This is a genomic window from Planococcus alkaliphilus, assembly GCF_057031095.1.
The window spans coordinates 2,981,842-2,999,433 of sequence record NZ_CM168060.1; the positions used below are offsets into that span (position 1 = coordinate 2,981,842).

General features: G+C 44.2%; 16 protein-coding genes. 8 read left to right on the plus strand and 8 right to left on the minus strand.

Translation table 11 applies throughout. From position 1 onward, the window contains the following. Nucleotides 1-32 precede the first annotated feature (32 nt). Nucleotides 33-1,019, plus strand: coding sequence for a nuclease-related domain-containing protein (locus tag AC2EXB_RS15560; protein ID WP_483602251.1), 987 nt, complete (start codon nt 33-35; stop codon nt 1,017-1,019). A gap of 131 nt (nt 1,020-1,150) precedes the next feature. On the opposite strand, the gene AC2EXB_RS15565 is transcribed toward AC2EXB_RS15560, so the two are convergent. Both AC2EXB_RS15565 and AC2EXB_RS15570 read right to left on the minus strand, forming a co-directional pair. Then, nucleotides 1,151-1,714, minus strand: coding sequence for an NADPH-dependent FMN reductase (locus tag AC2EXB_RS15565; RefSeq protein WP_483602252.1), 564 nt, complete (start codon nt 1,712-1,714; stop codon nt 1,151-1,153). Between the two features lie 105 nt (nt 1,715-1,819). Further along, nucleotides 1,820-3,682 carry a cation:proton antiporter gene (locus tag AC2EXB_RS15570; protein ID WP_483602253.1) on the minus strand — a complete coding sequence of 621 codons (1,863 nt, stop codon included), beginning with the start codon at nt 3,680-3,682 and terminating at the stop codon, nt 1,820-1,822. Between the two features lie 151 nt (nt 3,683-3,833). Between AC2EXB_RS15570 and AC2EXB_RS15575 the strand changes: the two genes are divergently transcribed. Together AC2EXB_RS15575 and abc-f are read left to right on the plus strand one after the other, a co-directional pair. Next, the gene (locus tag AC2EXB_RS15575) at nt 3,834-4,016 is read left to right on the plus strand and encodes an SE1832 family protein (protein WP_052650608.1); all 183 of its coding nucleotides are present in this window, start codon (nt 3,834-3,836) and stop codon (nt 4,014-4,016) included. Nucleotides 4,017-4,405: 389 nt separating this feature from the next. After that, nucleotides 4,406-5,971 carry a ribosomal protection-like ABC-F family protein gene (gene abc-f / locus AC2EXB_RS15580; protein ID WP_251475792.1) on the plus strand — a complete coding sequence of 522 codons (1,566 nt, stop codon included), beginning with the start codon at nt 4,406-4,408 and terminating at the stop codon, nt 5,969-5,971. Nucleotides 5,972-6,052: 81 nt separating this feature from the next. On the opposite strand, the gene AC2EXB_RS15585 is transcribed toward abc-f, so the two are convergent. From AC2EXB_RS15585 to AC2EXB_RS15600, 4 genes are all read right to left on the minus strand, one after another. After that, the gene (locus tag AC2EXB_RS15585) at nt 6,053-7,513 is read right to left on the minus strand and encodes a phospholipase D family protein (protein WP_483602254.1); all 1,461 of its coding nucleotides are present in this window, start codon (nt 7,511-7,513) and stop codon (nt 6,053-6,055) included. 113 nt (nt 7,514-7,626) lie between these two features. Continuing rightward, on the minus strand, nt 7,627-8,163 hold the full coding sequence (locus tag AC2EXB_RS15590; protein WP_052650605.1) for an RNA polymerase sigma factor: 537 nt from the start codon (nt 8,161-8,163) through the stop codon (nt 7,627-7,629). 253 nt (nt 8,164-8,416) lie between these two features. Further along, nucleotides 8,417-9,475, minus strand: coding sequence for a YkvI family membrane protein (locus AC2EXB_RS15595; protein ID WP_235197158.1), 1,059 nt, complete (start codon nt 9,473-9,475; stop codon nt 8,417-8,419). Nucleotides 9,476-9,662: 187 nt separating this feature from the next. After that, on the minus strand, nt 9,663-10,910 hold the full coding sequence (locus AC2EXB_RS15600) for a CNNM domain-containing protein (protein ID WP_251475797.1): 1,248 nt from the start codon (nt 10,908-10,910) through the stop codon (nt 9,663-9,665). 146 nt (nt 10,911-11,056) lie between these two features. Between AC2EXB_RS15600 and AC2EXB_RS15605 the strand changes: the two genes are divergently transcribed. From AC2EXB_RS15605 to AC2EXB_RS15620, 4 genes are all read left to right on the plus strand, one after another. Next, nucleotides 11,057-12,430, plus strand: a complete 1,374-nt coding sequence (locus AC2EXB_RS15605) for a dipeptidase (protein ID WP_397443491.1) — start codon at nt 11,057-11,059, stop codon at nt 12,428-12,430. A gap of 136 nt (nt 12,431-12,566) precedes the next feature. After that, complete coding sequence (locus tag AC2EXB_RS15610) at nt 12,567-13,133, plus strand: glycerol-3-phosphate acyltransferase (RefSeq protein WP_483602255.1); 567 nt, start codon at nt 12,567-12,569, stop codon at nt 13,131-13,133. A 137-nt stretch (nt 13,134-13,270) separates the two neighbouring features. Continuing rightward, nucleotides 13,271-14,128: a DegV family protein gene (locus AC2EXB_RS15615; protein ID WP_483602256.1), complete on the plus strand. Its 858-nt coding sequence runs from the start codon at nt 13,271-13,273 to the stop codon at nt 14,126-14,128. A 126-nt stretch (nt 14,129-14,254) separates the two neighbouring features. Next, entirely contained in the window at nt 14,255-15,274 is a 1,020-nt protein-coding gene (locus AC2EXB_RS15620; protein ID WP_483602257.1) for a DUF2804 domain-containing protein, read from the plus strand. A gap of 69 nt (nt 15,275-15,343) precedes the next feature. On the opposite strand, the gene AC2EXB_RS15625 is transcribed toward AC2EXB_RS15620, so the two are convergent. Both AC2EXB_RS15625 and kynA read right to left on the minus strand, forming a co-directional pair. Next, nucleotides 15,344-16,057, minus strand: a complete 714-nt coding sequence (locus AC2EXB_RS15625) for a glycerophosphodiester phosphodiesterase (protein ID WP_483602258.1) — start codon at nt 16,055-16,057, stop codon at nt 15,344-15,346. Between the two features lie 29 nt (nt 16,058-16,086). After that, the gene (kynA, locus tag AC2EXB_RS15630) at nt 16,087-16,941 is read right to left on the minus strand and encodes a tryptophan 2,3-dioxygenase (protein WP_235197164.1); all 855 of its coding nucleotides are present in this window, start codon (nt 16,939-16,941) and stop codon (nt 16,087-16,089) included. A gap of 130 nt (nt 16,942-17,071) precedes the next feature. Between kynA and AC2EXB_RS15635 the strand changes: the two genes are divergently transcribed. Then, on the plus strand, nt 17,072-17,578 hold the full coding sequence (locus tag AC2EXB_RS15635; RefSeq protein ID WP_483602259.1) for a YusW family protein: 507 nt from the start codon (nt 17,072-17,074) through the stop codon (nt 17,576-17,578). Nucleotides 17,579-17,592: the final 14 nt, after the last annotated feature.

A 17,592-nucleotide genomic window follows, 5' to 3' on the forward strand; every position in this document is an offset into this window, starting at 1 on the left:
ATTCAGATTAATAAAAAAAAGGAGATGATGGTTTGATTTTAAAACATCGAAAAGAACCGCCTGACATTTTTCAGCTGCAAAGTTTACTGAAAAGAATTCCATTTACCCACAGCCAATCCCCCCATTGGACTGAACAGCTCCGACGCATCACTGCCGGTTTCCATGGCGAGCAGCGAATCGATTCCCTCTGGCACGAAATTGAGTTGCCCTTCCCCCACTTTTTTATCCATGATTTATTTATTCAAAAGCCGAATTCTTCCCATCAACTCGATACCATTTTGGTGACAAGCCGGTTCATTCTGATTTTAGAAATCAAGAGCATTTCCGGACTGCTCAATTTTGATCCGCAAACACGCCAATTTTCCCGGACCAATAAAGACGGAAGCATCGACGGCATGCGAAACCCTGATGACCAGCTGCGGCGCCACGAAAAATGGGTGGAACGGTTTTTGGCTGATCAGCCATTTGAGCTTCCTGTAATCGGTGCGATTGTCTTCACTTATCCGTCTTCGGTAATCCAATCGAAAGCCGGCAAGCGGATTATGATCCAATCTTCCGGATTGCCTTATTTAATGGAACAATTGCTTTCCAATCATCCGCATAATCTTCTTTCCGATTCTGAAACTTTCATACTATCGCAAAACTTGCTGGAATTGCATGCGGCTAAAGCATTGGTATTGCCTACTTTGCCAGATGCTTTCTTAACTGGCGTACTCTGCCCGAACTGCGAAGCTCAACGCTTAGCTTATATCCAAAAAAGTTGGAGATGTGCTATCTGTTCGTTTAAAAACGCGCAAAGCCATTTGATTGCGTTAGCAGAATATCGGCATCTAGTCTCTCCCACAATCTCCAACAGGGAATTTCGCCATTTTACGCATATCGCTTCCATAACGACCGCTTCAAAACTGTTGAAATCGTCAAAAATGCCCTATAAGGGGAGCTATAAAGACCGCGTTTATTTTATTCCGGAGCGAATCGGCGTTTTGGAAAGTATTCATCCTTCGACAGATAGTATTTGAAAGACGTGGGATAGTATTTATCTTCTCTGAGAAAGTATTTCAGCGGTCAAGGAAAGTAAATCCTTTTTATGGAATAAATTTCGGAATCCATCAAAACAAAAAAACCTCCCACTGGAGGTTTTTTCTGCTCATTACGGATTATCGATCGTTTCTTTCGAAAGGTTTTTGCTCATTTCTGCATATTCCACGAAAACACGGGCCAGTTCACGCAAGCGGTCATGAACGTCTTCATTGATGATGGTATTGGTTTCATCAAAATGGCTCGTATGCGTGTAGACGTAGTTTGGCGTAACGAGGCAGCGGAAATAATCAAGAATCGGCTTCAGCTGATTTTCAATAACCAAGTGATGCTGATACGTTCCACCGTTTGCGACGATCGAAACCGGCTTGTAGCGCATCGTCCGCGGATGCAGCATATCGAATGTGTTTTTCAGGACACCGGGAATCGAGCCTTGGAAAATCGGCGTCGCAATGATGTAGCCGTCCGCATTTTCGAAACGATGAACGATTTCCTGCATGTCTTTATTGTATTCGCCGAGCGGCCGGCCATCGACGAACTGGTGTTCATAGTCGGCCAGGTTCAAAATCACCAATTCCATTTCCGGATTGAAATCTTGGATATATGTTTTCACCTGTTCTAAAATGGCTCCTGTTTTTCTCCCGATAATGGTGCCGTCCACTAATAAAATCTTCATAAGAAAATCCTCCTTGAATGCGTATCTGCCGAGCAGCTTTGTTATCTTCATCATAGCAAAGACCGTTTCGTTATACGCATCGATAAATCTTACGAAATCCGAATTTCATTCTTTAGACTGAGTTTCGCTTTTTAAGCGATTGGTTTCCAGCTTTCCTTGAATCCGATTTTCCTGGTGCGCAGGCGGTGAAAAGCTGACAATCGTGTCGCCGATTTTCGCTTCCATCTTGTTTTCATCCGTAAAAAATTCAATTTTCCCTTGCGCCCGTTCGATAAAGAGAGGAATTGTCCCTTCAACCGACTTCTCCTGGAAATCAGCGTAGTTGTATTGCTCCGTCAATTGTGTTTTACGCATCGCGTAGCCTTCATCTATTTTCGCTTCGAGTGCATGGATATTCCACTCGGAGCCGAATAAAGTACGGCCACTGAGCGATGAATGGAAATCAGCCGGATTGCCGATGTGGATCGCCGTCTGGTATAAATTCACGCGCCCTAACTCCGGCACGAAATTATTCACCACCAACGAGTTATAGGAATCGGTATCCGTCGCGACAATCATCGTTTCATAAGGCGTCAAGTCGAGTTCATATTCCGTATGCTCGGATAAAATTTCCCCCACAAAATTCGGAATGCCCAATTGGCGAGCAAGCTGCAAACTGCCCCACGCCGGATCCATTATCAAAACGTTTTTATTGAGCGTGCGCAGAATTTCCGCGAGCCTGATATTAAAGCGGCTGCTGCCGACAATTAAAATCCCCGGTTCATCAGACGAGGCAAGGCCCAGTTTCTTTCCTAGCCAGCTGATGCTGAACCCATGCGCCACTACCGTTGAAAACACCAAGGCAAAAGTCAACGCCGTCAAAAGTTCTGCGTCTTCGAATCCCGCTTCAAGCAAAGTGCTGGCAAAATATCCGGATACCGTCAATGCGACGATTCCGCGCGGTGCAATCCAGCCGATCAAAGTTTTCTCCTGATTGGTCAGGTCGGTACCGATTGTAGAAAGCCAAATCGATAAAGGGCGAACCACAAATAGCATGGCCAACACAAAGGCGATGATTTGCCAATTCAAAATCTTGAGAAGCACTTCCAGACTTAATGAAGCAGTCAGCATGACAAATATGCTCGAAATCAATAAAACAGAGATATTTTCTTTAAAATGGCGCATTTCATTGATCGACGTAATGTTCATATTCGCCATCATGATCCCCATCGCCGTAACAGCAAGCAACCCTGTTTCATGCATCACCATATCTGAAACGGCAAACACCAGCAGCACCACGGCAAAGACCATCGGCGATTTCAAGAATTCTGGCACTTGCCCTTTCTCGAACATGCGCCCCATTCCCCATCCCGCGAGTAAACCGAGCAAGACAGCAAAAAGTGCAGCCAAGAAGAACAAGCCAAATGCCGCAGCCGATTCTTCGCCCATCGCAAACAGGACAAATTGGAAAGCGAACAAAGCAAGCAACGCCCCAAACGGATCGACGACGATGCCTTCCCATTTCAGGATTGCGGCTGGCCGCGCTTTTAATTTTGCCTGGCGCAGCATTGGCAAAATCACAGTGGGTCCCGTTACGATGAACAAGCCGCCGATTACAAAAGAAACCGCGATCGACAGGCCTGCCAAGTAATGGGCTGCGAGTGATCCCGCAATCCAGGCGATAAACGCTCCGAGCGTGACGATCCGCAGGACCGGTTTGCTAAACGTTTTTATTTCTTTGAAGTTTAAATTCAGGCTCCCCTCAAATAAAATAATGGCCACAGCCAATGAAATGATGGGGTTGAATAAATCACCGAAACTTTCCGATGGCGAAATGATGCCGAAAAACGGCCCTACGATCAAGCCGGCAATGGACATCATCACAATCGCCGGAAGCTGCAATCGCCACGCAATCCACTGCGACAGAACGCCAAGGAAAAGAATCAGCATGAGATCGAATAATAAAGAATCGATGATAGGTACCTCCATGTCTGTAATTTAGGGCTGATTCTATTTTTAAGCCAACTATTTGACCATTATAGAGGGTTTCCCCTCAGATTGAAAAGCGAGAACCGAGCCGCCAGGGATTTAATAATATGGAATTTATGCTATAATAGAAAAAAATCTAAGGGTGAATCGTATGAACAAACAAGAAATCGAGTTTGAGATTGCTGATTTGAAAAGCGATTATGTCCGCCACCAAGGGGATATTGAAAAATTAGAGACCACTGGCCATGCTCGGATGGTCGAGCAAGCAGAAGAACGATTGGAAAAAATGGAACAGCGACTTGCGGAATTAAACAAAAAACTCGCGGAACTCTAGCCCGCGAATTTTTTTTTGGCGTTTCGCTCCAGTCTGTTTGATTTTCCATGGCCTTTATCTTTTTCTTTTGTCCAGTTCCAGCGCTTGTCGGAGCTGAACTTGCTGTCTAGCTGCAGCAGCCAGATTCTCGGGACATAAGCCACTTCGGCTGTGCGGTTGGAAATACACCGCTTCGCCAAATCGTCTTACGCCCTTCGAATCTAAACGGCTGCTTCCGCTTTTCTATGGCGCTTATACTTTTCTTTTGTCCAGTTCCAGCGCCTAGCCCCTCGAGGTCGCTTCAGCCCAATCGCCAATGGCAAAATACGCCATTTTCGATTGAGCTTCCAGCGCTTGTCGGGGCTGTCAAGGCGCTTATACTTTTCTTAAATAATGGAGGAATACAATAAATGAGTTTATTAACAGTAGAGAATTTAAGCCACACTTTCGGTGACCGCACGCTTTTCAATGATGTGTCGTTCCGTTTAGTGGAAGGCGAACATGTTGGCCTTGTCGGCGCAAACGGCGTCGGCAAATCGACTTTGATGAATATTTTAACAGGAAAGATCATGTACGATTCCGGCCGCGTTGAATGGCAGCCGAAAACGCATTACGGTTATTTGGATCAGCACACACAATTGACGCCTGGACGCACCATCCGTGAAACTTTGCAGGACGCGTTCTTGCCTCTTTATGAAAAAGAAGCGGAATTGAACAATATTGCCATGCAAATGGGCGAAGCAGATCCCGATCGCTTGGAAGAATTATTAGAAGAAATGGCAGAGGTCCAAGATGCCTTGGACGCTGGCGATTTCTATACGCTTGATGTGAAAATCGAGGAGATTGCACGCGGGCTTGGCCTGGATGCCATCGGCCTTGAACGTCCGGTTGAAGCTCTTTCCGGTGGCCAGCGCACGAAATTGCTGCTTGCGAAACTATTGCTTGAAAAACCGAAAGTTCTTTTGCTCGATGAGCCGACCAACTATTTGGATGAAGAGCATATCCAGTGGCTCGTCAATTATTTGAAGAATTACCCGCATGCGTTCTTGTTGATTTCGCATGATACCGAGTTTATGAGCAGTGTCACGGGCGTCATTTTCCATTTGGAATTCTCGCGCCTGTCACGTTATACCGCTACGTATGAAAAATTCATCGAGCTTGCGGAACTAGCGAAAAAGCAGCATTTGGATGCATATGAAAGACAAGCAGACATGATCAAGAAAACCGAAACTTTTATCGCGAAAAACAAAGCCCGCGCTTCAACTACCGGCCGTGCTAAATCGCGCCAAAAGCAATTGGACCGGATGGACCGGATTGAAAAACCGGAAATTGCTGCAAAACCGCAATTCTCGTTCAAAGAAACACGGAGCCCGAGCCGTTATGTCGTAGAAGCGGAAGCCTTGACGATCGGCTACGATAAGCCGCTTCTTCCGCCGCTTACCTTCATGATTGAACGCGGAGAAAAAATCGCACTTGTCGGCATGAACGGCGTCGGTAAATCAACGCTGTTAAAAACAATGCTTGGCAAGATCAAACCGCTCGACGGCAATGTGCTGCGCGGAGAATATTTGACGCCTAGCTATTTCGAGCAGGAAGTCAAAGCGCCTACGCATACGCCGCTTGATGAAATCTGGGCAGCGTATCCAAGTTTGGATCAAGGCCAAGTCCGTGGAGCCCTTGCGCGCACCGGTTTGAAAAACGAACACATTTCCAGATCGATGACGCAACTAAGCGGTGGCGAACAAGCCAAAGTCCGTCTATGCAAATTGATGATGGAAGAAAGCAATTGGCTGATTTTCGATGAGCCGACGAATCACTTGGACATCGATGCCAAAGCTGAATTGAAACGTGCGATGCAAGCTTATAAAGGCACGATCGTACTGGTCAGCCACGAACCTGAATTCTACGAAGGACTTGCAACAAAAGTCTGGAACGTCGAAGAATGGGTCAATGCTGGAAAGCAATCGACTTTATAATAAATCCGGCTCGCAAATTAAAAATCATTTCTTTTAAAGACTAAAAAAGGCTTTTCGCAGATAAATGCGAAAAGCCTTTTTTTAATAGGTCGTCAGCTTGAACAACTTCTGGAATCCATAAATGCCGCGCTGCAGGAATGAAAAAGTATCTTGGTACTCCTCGGTATCCAACGTATAAAGCGCATCTTCATTTTCCCAAAGACGATCAAAATAAGTATTCATATTGTCCGTCAGCTCACTGTCATTCGGTGCAATGATGCGGATATTGTTTTCCAGATTGTAATTATCGAGAGCCCGCTCTGTGTAGTTGGCGGCCCCGCCGGAAATAATTGTTTCTTCCGCCGTTTCAATCATGATGGTTTTTGTATGGAACTGGCCAATCACGGTATTGTACCAGCGGACCTGTACTTGATCATCCGACTCTTCGAGCATTTCATTGACTACGGGACGGTTTGGCAGCCCCGTTTTCTCATTGCCGAATGCGTTCTGGTTCGGGTCCAAGATCAATTGGACTTCCACTCCCCGGTTCGCTGCTTCAGTCAGCGCTTCTACAATATCACTTTCTGCCACATAGAACATCGCTAATCGGATGCGGTCGCCTTTTTTCGCTTTTTCAAAATCTTGGAGCAGCGCATCTAAAATTTTTCCTTCAGTTACATATTGAACTTGGTATTCTCCCTGCTGCTCTTCTGCTTCCACTCTTGGAAGTTCAGGGCCGCCTGACATTTTCGATGCCGCCTCTTCTGATTCCAATATGTCATTCAAAATAGGGCCGCTGACCTTGAATGCCATATTGCCATGGAAGCCGCTCGCATTATGGGGATTAGCAGAACTGATTAATGCTTCTTTTTCCGTAATGATCGCTTTCCGGTGATTGGCTTTGATGTTCATCATCTTCAAATAAGAAGCCAATTTCAGATCCGGGGCATCGCTTGACATGCCATTTGGCAACCAGCCTTTACCGTCCGTATCAAACCATTGGAAAAACGCACGGTAGAATCCGGAATACAACGGAGTTGAATCGCGCAGCTTATCGAGATCCGTCACAACCACCTCTACTCCTGCCTCTTCCAAAGCATCCAGCAATTCGCTGTCATAAGATCCATATCCTTGATTCAGCGGGTCCGTAATAAAATAAATCGGCATCTCGGGAAATGCTTCTTTTTTCTTCAGGAGATGTTCGGTCAAACTATCGGCCACTTCCGGGAAGTCCGTATTTTGATCGTTATAATTATCGAATAGGAAAAAGTCCAAAACGATGAATTCTTCTGCACGGTCAATCATTCCATTGATTTCATCAAAAATCCTTAATTCGTGTTCCATCCCGGTTCCTTTTTTATCTTGCGCATAAGAAAGATCATAAAACATCTCCACTTGTTCCACTTCATGCAATTCACTTGTATAGGAAACGCCTGGAGGCAGTGGTTTGTATGTATGCCAAATAATGATGCCAATGTAGACCAACGCGAGAACGCCTGCGGTGGCATAGACGATTCTTCGGCGCTTGCTCCAATTTCTTGCTCTTCTCTTCACTCGATTCATCTCCTCTGGTCTTATTATAGCAATAAGAACAGAAAAGGAATTTATTAATTAATTGTAAAAAAAAGCCAACCGAATAAATCGACTGGCTTCTAAATTCTTAAGCTAATTTAGCCTTAAGCTGTTTGTACGTATTCCCGTGTGCGTGCATCTTCTAAAAGCATATCTTTCAGGCGCTGTTTGCCTCGGAACAAACGTGATTTCACCGTTCCGATTGAAACTTTCATCGCTTCAGCTATTTCGATCAATGACAATTGGTGAACATAGAAATACACAATCGTTGTCCGGTAAATGGCATCCAGCTCAGAAATCTTGCTGCGGATCATTACCGATACATCTTGCTGCTCCAGAAGTTCAGGTGCTCCCGCTTCATCTGTGGGAATCAAATCCAATAAAGACACGTCAAGCCCTTCCGGCTGCTGCTGGATGTGTTTGCTGCGTCGGACATTCTTGCGGTAACGATCACGGAAAGTATTCATGCAAATCGTAGTCAGCCAAGCTTTTACGTGATCGACTTCTTGAATTGATGATTCATAGCGCACGACCTTCAACCAAACCTCTTGCATCAAATCCTCTGCTTCCGCTTTGTTACGCGTCAGTTTTAAACACAAGTGGTAAATGTAGCGATTGTACTCTATATATAAACTTTCCATGATAATTGCCCCCATCCGATTTTTTCTTAATGCGGTCCGTTCGAACCGTTCCGGTTTTCTTGTTACCCTTATTGTGCCTCAAGCCAAGCTTTCACTCTATCGCTCTCACTTTCATTTCACTTACAAAATTGTAATATTACCGAAATAAAAACAGAAGAAATTGCCAGGCTTGGATAAATCCATAAAAAAGTTTGCGGATAACAGCAAAAAGCACTGCCGAAGCAGTGCTTTTCATTCATGTGATTTTTTTCATTCATTCTTTTGCAGGCTTTCCAACCTTTCGGAAGTCAGCCACAATCAATGCGCCTACCAGTAATAGGCCAAGGTATCCGATGGCTGGATAAAGCCAGTTTACCAATTGGGTGAAGCCGGCGAAGCTGAGCCCAAAAGCTACTATGCCCGACACGATCACAAAAACTCTAAACTTTTTTGTGCCGATTGGTGTAAAGCGCGCAGAAAACGAGAGCAATAAGCTGACAGCCGTGTTATAGATCATACTGAAAATCACGATAGCCATAACGATGCCGAGTACGGGTGAAATATTATCTGCCAGTCTTAGCATCGGCAAATCAGCTGTTCCTACAACATCAACTTTTGAAAAAATCGCAAAATAACTCAATAAAATTAACACGCCGAAAACAATCCCGCCGATCATGCCGCCGCGCGCTGCAATTTTTTCGTTTTTCTCTGCGCCTCCGAGCACAAGCGCCATGGCAGTGGTTAATGCAATAGCTAGCGAAACGTAATTAATCGCCGCTATCAGCCAATTGGGGCCAGCGGACAATTGCTCGTTAGCGATAGGATCCAACTCTCCAAAGCTGATGTCCATCGTGGCTAAGCTATAAATCGCAATCCCAACCACCATGACGATTAACAAAGGCGTGATGCTTCCAATGATTGTGATCACTTTTTTCACGTTAAGCATAATGGTCAGTATAACAAGCAGAGTAATAGTCACCCTGCCAACCACCGGGGAAAGCCCGAATTGCTGTGAAAAAATGGACCCCGCGCCTGCTATCATGACGACCAAAATGCCGAATAAGGTAATGATTAATGTATAATCGATAATTCGCCCAATTACCTTTCCGCCAATATGGAAGACCGCTTCTTCATGGGATTCTGTTTGGAGCCGGCTTCCAAGCCCCGTCAGCACTTTCCCTAAATAACCAAAAAGAATGGCAGATAAGACTACTCCTGCGAGCCCCCAGTAGCCGAAGCTCGTAAAATACTGCAAAATTTCCTGGCCGGATGCAAAACCTGCTCCAACAATGATTCCGATAAATGCACTCGCTATTTTTAAACTGCGTCTCATCACATTCTCCTTTCAAAAACCGCTTACCTGATTTTTTATTGTGCATAATTTCCTATATATTCATTACTACCTTTTCAGCGGCTAATGTAAACTGGCTATTTTTAACACCAATGAGGATAGAAGTTTCCGATGGCCATATAAATCTTCTCTCATTAAACAAAAAAAGCTTTGTCCGGAGACAAAGCTTTTAAGCAAATACTTCTTCTGTTGCATTTTGTTTTGTGATTGTTAACCGCATGATCCGATTGCGATCCATTTCATTGATTTTCACATGAAGGTTTTCATAAGAAAATTCTTCGCCTTCATCGGGCACATGGCCTAGTTGCTGCATGACAAAGCCCGCGATGGTATCGTGGTCATCCGGCACTTCGACTTCGAACATTTCATTGACGTCTTCAATTTCCAAGCGGCCATGGCAAATCAATTGCGTATCCGTGATTTCAAAAACAAGTTCATCGTCTTCATCATCGGTTTCGTCTTCGATATCCTGGCCAATCATTTCTTCAATAATATCTTCATGGGTTACAATTCCCAATGTCCCGCCGTATTCATCCAAGATAACCGCCATATGTTTTTTCTTCGCAAGCATCATCTTAAACACTTTTTCGACGCTTACAGATTGAACCACAAATAGTGGGTTGTCATCCATTAAATCTCGAAGCGTTAAATTGGGATCCATTGACCATTCAATTAGTTTCTTTGAATAAAACAAGCCTACTACGTTGTCCATGCTTTCTTCGTAGACAGGATAACGGGTGTATGAAGAATCCAAGATTAAATCGCGAACCTCTTCATAAGTAGAATCGATTGAAATGCCTACCGTATCGGTACGGTGAGTAGACATTACATCTGAAACGTCTTTGTTCGGGAAATCGAGAATCCCTTTAATCCGTTCAGACTCTCCTTCTTCGAAAGTCCCTTCAGTAGACGCAATGTCTACCATTGAACGCAATTCCTCTTTGGTTAAAGTAGCTTCCTTAACTGTCCCTTTGGAGATGATGCGGATAAAGATATTTGTGAATTGCGAAATCAGCCAAGTTAACGGGCGAAGGACCGCCACTAAAATCGAGATGATCGGCGCTACGATATAGGCCATTTTATCGGCAAAAGTTGCCGCGATGGTTTTCGGCAAAACTTCTCCGAATAAAATCAATACCACTGTCAGAATAGCCGTAGCTATCCCCACTTCCCATCCGCGTGTGATGGCAATAGTCGTCACTAAAGTCGGCAGCATGATATTGGCTATATTATTTCCGATTAAAATCGTTGTTATCATTCGGTCCGGCTTCGCTATCAATTTTTGCAGCCTTTGCGATTTTTCATCGCCCTGCTCTGCGCGAAGATGGACCTTCATCCTATTTACTGCTGTTAAAGCCGTTTCGCTTCCCGATAAGAAAAACGACATCATTAAAAAAAATCCTAATGCGATAAACAAATTTAGTTCCTCCAGTGTTTTAAACACAGATTTTACGAGCTCTTTCCGTATCCATAATTATACCATAGCGATTTTCCAAATGTCGAAAACCATATCTCGTATGTTATAATTTTCCCATAATAAAAATAGAAGGATTGAGGGATATTATGAATGCACAAGTGATTGACCAATATTTCAAAGACCATCGTGAAGAACATTTAGAAGAATTGAAAGCATTTTTGCGCATCCCTTCCATTTCATCACTGTCTGAGCACAAAGAAGACATCCGCAAAGGCGCTGAATGGCTGAAAGAGGCCATGCTGAAAGCCGGACTTGAAAATGCTGAAGTTTTTGAAACAGAAGGACATCCGGTCGTATATGCGGACTGGCTCCATGCAGAGGGCAAACCGACAGTGCTTGTCTACGGCCATTACGATGTCCAGCCTGTCGATCCGCTTAACCTGTGGGAATCCGCTCCATTCGACCCGCAAATCCGTGACAACAAACTTTTTGCACGCGGTGCCAGCGACGATAAAGGACAGACTTTTATGCATGTCAAAGCAGTCGAAGCATTGCTTCAATTGGACGGTGAGCTTCCAGTCAACATCAAATTCATCGTTGAAGGCGAAGAGGAAGTCGGCAGTCCGAACTTGCCGCTCTATGTTGAACAGAACAAAGAGCAGCTAAAAGCTGATGTCATCGTGATTTCAGATACAGGCATGCAAGGGCCTGGGCGTCCAGCTGTATGCTACGGCCTGCGCGGATTAGCCGGCATCCAAATTGATGTCAAAGGTCCAAAAGGAGATTTGCATTCCGGCTTATATGGCGGCGCTGTCCAAAACCCGCTGCACGCCGTGGTGGAAATCCTGCAATCTTTCCGTGATAAAGAAGGCGTCATTCAAGTCGAAGGATTTTACGAAGACGTCTTGCCGGTATCGGATGAAGAACGTGCCGAATTTGCTTCGCTTGAATTTGATTTGGAACATGAGAAAAAAGAAATTGGCATCACGGAAGATTTTGGCGAAAAAGGCTATTCCTTTGTCGAACGTACTTGGATTCGCCCGACTTTGGAGATCAACGGCATCACTGGCGGTTTTTCCGGTGAAGGCATCAAGACCGTATTGCCAGCAGAAGCCAGTGCGAAAATCACGTGCCGTTTAGTGCCGAACCAAGATCCTGATGACATTGTCGCGAAATTGCGCGCACACATCGATGCAAATAAACCAGCGGGTGTCACTGTTGAAATCACGGATTTTGATAAAGGGAAACCTTTCTTGACACCATTTGACCACCCTGCGATCCAAGCGGCTGGCCGTTCGTATGAAAAGATCTACCAAGTGCCGACTGCCTTTACACGAATGGGCGGTTCCGTGCCGATCGTCGCAGTTTTCGACGAAGTTCTTGAGCTTCCTGTCGTGTTGATGGGCTTCGGCCTCGCTTCGGAAAACTTCCATGCGCCAAACGAACATTTCCATTTGGAGAATTTCGATAAGGGCCTCCGTGTTATTAGCGATTACCTTTTCGAAGCTGCCAAATTATAAGACGCTGAGCCCCTGCTTTATTTCCTTAAAGCAGGGGCTTTTTTTGCCTTCATATTAAGTAGAATCCATTACTTCCTTCCTTCTAGAGCATAAGCTGTATAAAATAGAAGAAAAGACGGCATTCGGGAGGAAACTCATGATTTTGTATTGGATGGCAGCGTACCTTATTGGAAACTTTTTAACTGCCTGGTGGATCGGCAAATGGAAAGGTGTCAATCTTCAACAGCATCGAAGCGGCAATTTAGGTGCGCGAAATGCTGGCGCAGTCATTGGAAAAACGGCATTTTTGCTGACTTTTATCGGCGACGCCTTAAAAGCCACAGCTGTTATTTGGCTTGGCTATTATCTGGAATATGCTCAATGGGTTATTGGTGTCGGAGGGCTATTGGTCATTTGCGGCCACCTATTTCCTTTTTGGCTAAAAGGAAAAGGCGGGAAAGGAATTGCTTCTTTTATCGGAGCTTCACTTTATTTCACACCGGAGCTATTCGCCATTATGTTTGTTGTTTTTCTCTTATTTTTCCCATTCGTTAAAAGTGCTACCTTAACCATGCTATTTGCCATGGCCGCATACATCATCGGAATTTTTATTGTTGGTGAAATGCTCGACTGGTGGCCGATGGCTGCAGCGATTTTTCTCATTTTGGCAAAGCATCGGAACGACATTGCCGAATCATTCCAACAACGCTTTTCAAAAGCTTAAAAGTTATTCTGTAAAGAGTTATTTTCTTTCGTGTTCCCATCCCGTTACCTTGTCTTCCGGTTTTCTCTATGAGGAAAATATTATTCGTGTTATAGTTTAATTATTCAAAATTATTAAATGACGGGATGAGTAAACTTATGAAAAAACCAATTGCTTGGATCATGGACACTACGGGCTATGTAACCGACGAATTCAAGTCCCATCCGGATGTGTATATCGTTCCTTTGAATATCCACTTTGACGCTGAAGAATACATTGACGATGGAATTGATTTATCCAATACCGAACTTTATGAAAAAATTAAAAGTGCTAAAGAATTCCCTAAAACTTCTCAGCCCTCGGCCGGAAAATTTGCGGAGCTTTATGAAAAATTGAACGAACAATATGAATGTGCCATTGCCGTTCACGCATCCGCCAAAATGAGCGGCACCATCGCCTCTTCCACAGCTGGAGCTGAAATGACCGGTTTCAAGGTTTATGCAGTGGATTCTCTTGCCCTCTCTTATGGATTAAGCGGATTGATTGAACGCGGAATGCTTCTTGAACAGCAAGGCAAAACAGCTGAAGAAATCGCGCATCGCTTGGAGCAGGAAGCACACGACTTCCGCAACTATATCTTGATTGGCAACCTTTCCCAGCTTTACAAAGGTGGACGGATGAGCGGAGCCCAGTATTATTTGGGCAGTTTGCTGAAAGTAAAGCCAATCGTCCAGATCAGTGCAGAAGGTGAATTGCAGCCGATTGATAAAGTGCGGTCGCATAAAAAAGCTGTTCAATATTTAATCGACCATGCCAATCAGGACCATCAGGAATATGGCATCGAACGTTTTCAAATCATGCATGCCAATGTACACAGTGAAGCTGAAAGTTTAAAGCAGGAGCTGCTGAAAATTGCTCCGCAGGCAGAAATTTTGATCGGAAACTTAAGCTCTTCTTTAGCGGTCCATGCCGGTGAAGGTACCATTGCTTTAATGTGGAGAAAGAACGCCATCTGATTTATTCTCCATCTGAACATGATTCCAGTCCTTATTTGAAAATTTGCTTTTCTAAACCGGTCATATCGGCTATTTGATAACTCGTCTGATACAATAGATAGTAGAATGATGAGTGAGGTGGATTTAATGCAACATGTTGAACGGGAACTTACGGAAAATGTAATGCTTTGTGATGCAAAAGGCCAATTAAATCCTGGAGCGATTGGATACGCGCGCCAGCCGCTTGTCATCAGCAATTTGCGCGGCAATTTTATGCGGAAAAAGAAATGGAATTATTGGTGCGTTTTTGGAGAAGACATTATGTTCTCTGCCACTATCAGCCATCTTGACTATGCAACTGTCTGCTTTGTCTATTTTTTAAATTATGAAACTCAGCGATTTTTTGAAAAAACCGTGGTGGTGCCTTTTACCCGCCAACTTAAACTATCCAATGAAGTATTGGATACGAGCCATTTCCGCCATGAGGAAATGGCTATCAACTTTGAATACAAGGAAAACCAGACCCTCCTCAACGTCCGGATTAAAGACTTTGACGGAGAGCCGCTTCAAGCATCCCTAGTTATCCAGCATCCTGAATCTTATGAATCATTGAATGTGGTCATTCCATGGAACCGCCAAACTTTTCAATTCACTGGCAAGCACCACTCCCTCCCGACTTCGGGCGAAGTGAAAATCGGCAGCCAACGCTTTGAATTTGAACCGGAAGAGAGCTTCGCTGTCCTTGATTATGGACGAGGCGTGTGGCCGCGTGAATCTTCATGGAATTGGGCGATGGCTTCCCAGCGTTCACTTGGAAGATCGATCGGCTTGAATTTCGGCGGAAAATGGACGGATGGAACCGGCATGACGGAAAATGCATTTTTCATCAACGGCAAAATGATTAAAATTCACGAAGATGTTATTTTTCATTACAATAAAGAGAATTACAAAGAACCGTGGCTCATCCACACCAAATTCTCAGACGATGTAAAGCTGACTTTCACACCTTTTTTTGAACGGGTCTCAAAAACAGATATGCGCGTGATTAAATCGGAAGTTCATCAGCTTTTCGGCTATTATAACGGTTATGTCCGCTATCCTGACGGCAAAAAAGTCAAAATTCTTCAAATGCTCGGGGCCATTGAAGAGCATTATGCTAAATGGTGAAAAAGCAGGAATAATTAAAAGCTCTAATTCATTTTTCATAAATAAAAGAGGCGCTGCTCAGCGCCTCTTTTATTTGAATTCGTTTAACATGCGTTCCGGATAATCGGTGAAAATCCCATGGACGCCTATTTTCCGTAGCTCCGATGCATATTCCACGCTGTTTACTGTATAGACATAGACAATCGCGCCTTTACGCAAAGCATCTGTCGCCATTCTCCGGAATGCGGAAGGCAAAGACAAATGGATGCGTGTCGTGCCGATAACGCGCGCATAATCGTAAACGTCTACAAAGATCTGAGACGTTAAAATGGCAGATTCTATGTCGGTATCGCGGCATACTTTTTGAATGTCTTCGTGATTGAAAGAAGAAATGACAATCCGTTCGCCCATTCCAAACTTTTCAGCGCTTTCGATGACTTTATTGACCAAGGAATCATAAGGGAAAATATCCGATTTGATTTCGATATTAATACGATGAGATGTGTTTTCAAAAACGCTTAATACTTCTTCAAGAGTCGGGATGCGTTCACCTCTCCAATTATCCGAAAACCACGATCCACAATCAAATTCCTTTAATTCCGATAATGTCATGTCTTTTACATAACCTTTGCCGTCTGTGGTGCGATTGATCTTTTCATCGTGAATGACGACAATCTCCCCATCTTTCGTAAGATGGACATCAATTTCCACCCCGGCAATCGGCAATTCGGCCGCTGCTTTAAAAGCAGCCAATGTATTTTCGGGATGCGTCCCCGAGCAGCCTCTATGTGCATATATCTTCATCTTTTGTTCTCTCTCCCCTGCTTAATCACTTATATATCTGAACGCAGTTCCCAAAGTTCAGGGAAAAAGTATTGGTCCAGCACTTTCTTCAAATAATGCACGCCAGAAGACCCGCCTGTCCCTTGCTTAAAGCCGATGATCCGTTCTACAGTTTTCATATGGCGGAACCGCCATTGCTGAAGGGAATCTTCGATATCCACCAGTTTTTCCGCAAGCTGATAGAGTTCCCAGTGTTTATCTACATCCCGATAAACGGTCTTCCATGCAGCTTTAACACTGTCGTTTGGTTCGTAAACGGTCGTGACATCCCGGCTTAAGATGGCTTCATCGATTTTAAAACCGCTTCTCGCCAATTTTTGGATAGCGGCATCGTATAATCCAGGCTTTTGAAAAGCTTCAGTTAATGTAGTGGATAGAGCTGCATCTTTTTCATAGATTTTAAGTACATGTTTTGTTTTATACCCTAATGCAAATTCAATTAACCGGTATTGGTAGGATTGAAATCCGCTGGCATTGCCTAAGTCGTCGCGGAACTCCATATATTCAGCGGGAGTCATTGTTGCCAATACGTCCCAGGCCTGGATAATCTGAGTTTGAATTTTGGAAACCCGAGCCATCTGCTTGAACGCAGGCTGCAGATCGTCTTCATCAATATTTCGGATGGCGGCATGCAATTCATGCAAGATGAGTTTCATCCATAATTCAGATACTTGGTGGATGATAATAAAGAGGGATTCATCATGATGTCCACTAACGCCCTCCTGCGCATCCAATAGTTTATCCAAATGCAAATACTCACCATAAGTCATGCTTTCCTTGAAATCGGTGCGTATGTTCTTTTCAGCTGCAGCGGCTACATTTTGACCATTTGTATACTTATCCATTGTAAAACTCCGTTCTAGCTCTTCTTCTACTAGGCTCGTCTTTTGTTTTAACTATTCTAAAATAACGATTAAAAAGCTAAAAACCGGGAATACATAGTTATAACGAATGACAATCGAAAGGATGACTTTCATGATTTCAACCAAAAAACCTTTATTGACTGTCTTGATGCTATCTTCTGCCATAGTTTTGGCTGCATGCGGAGATTCAGATGAAGTGACTGAACCCGTAGCCCCTGAACAGGAAACCCAGGAATCTGAAAATACAAGCGATGCAAGCCCAAGCGGCGGCATTGAAGAAGAAAATATTGGCGGCGGAACATTCGGCTTTACTGAATTCAGCGTAGACGCGGATTACCCTGAACTTGATGATGCAGTTGACGTCAGCTATGAAGAAGACAAGGACAAAGTCGAAGCGGAATACAGCAACCGTTTCTCTGAACAGAATTTATCCGGTAATGATGCAATGGACGAATTGGAACCTGCTTTCCAGCAATTAGAGATTACAAAAGATTCCACTGATGACGAAGCGATCCAGCAAGTCGTCGAAGCATTCGGTCTAGAAGACGGCTATACATCAATGGAAGTCGAAGTCCGCTTTGAAGATGGCACTGAAAAAGAATTCAGAGCCCAAAACTAATAAGTAAGATTGGT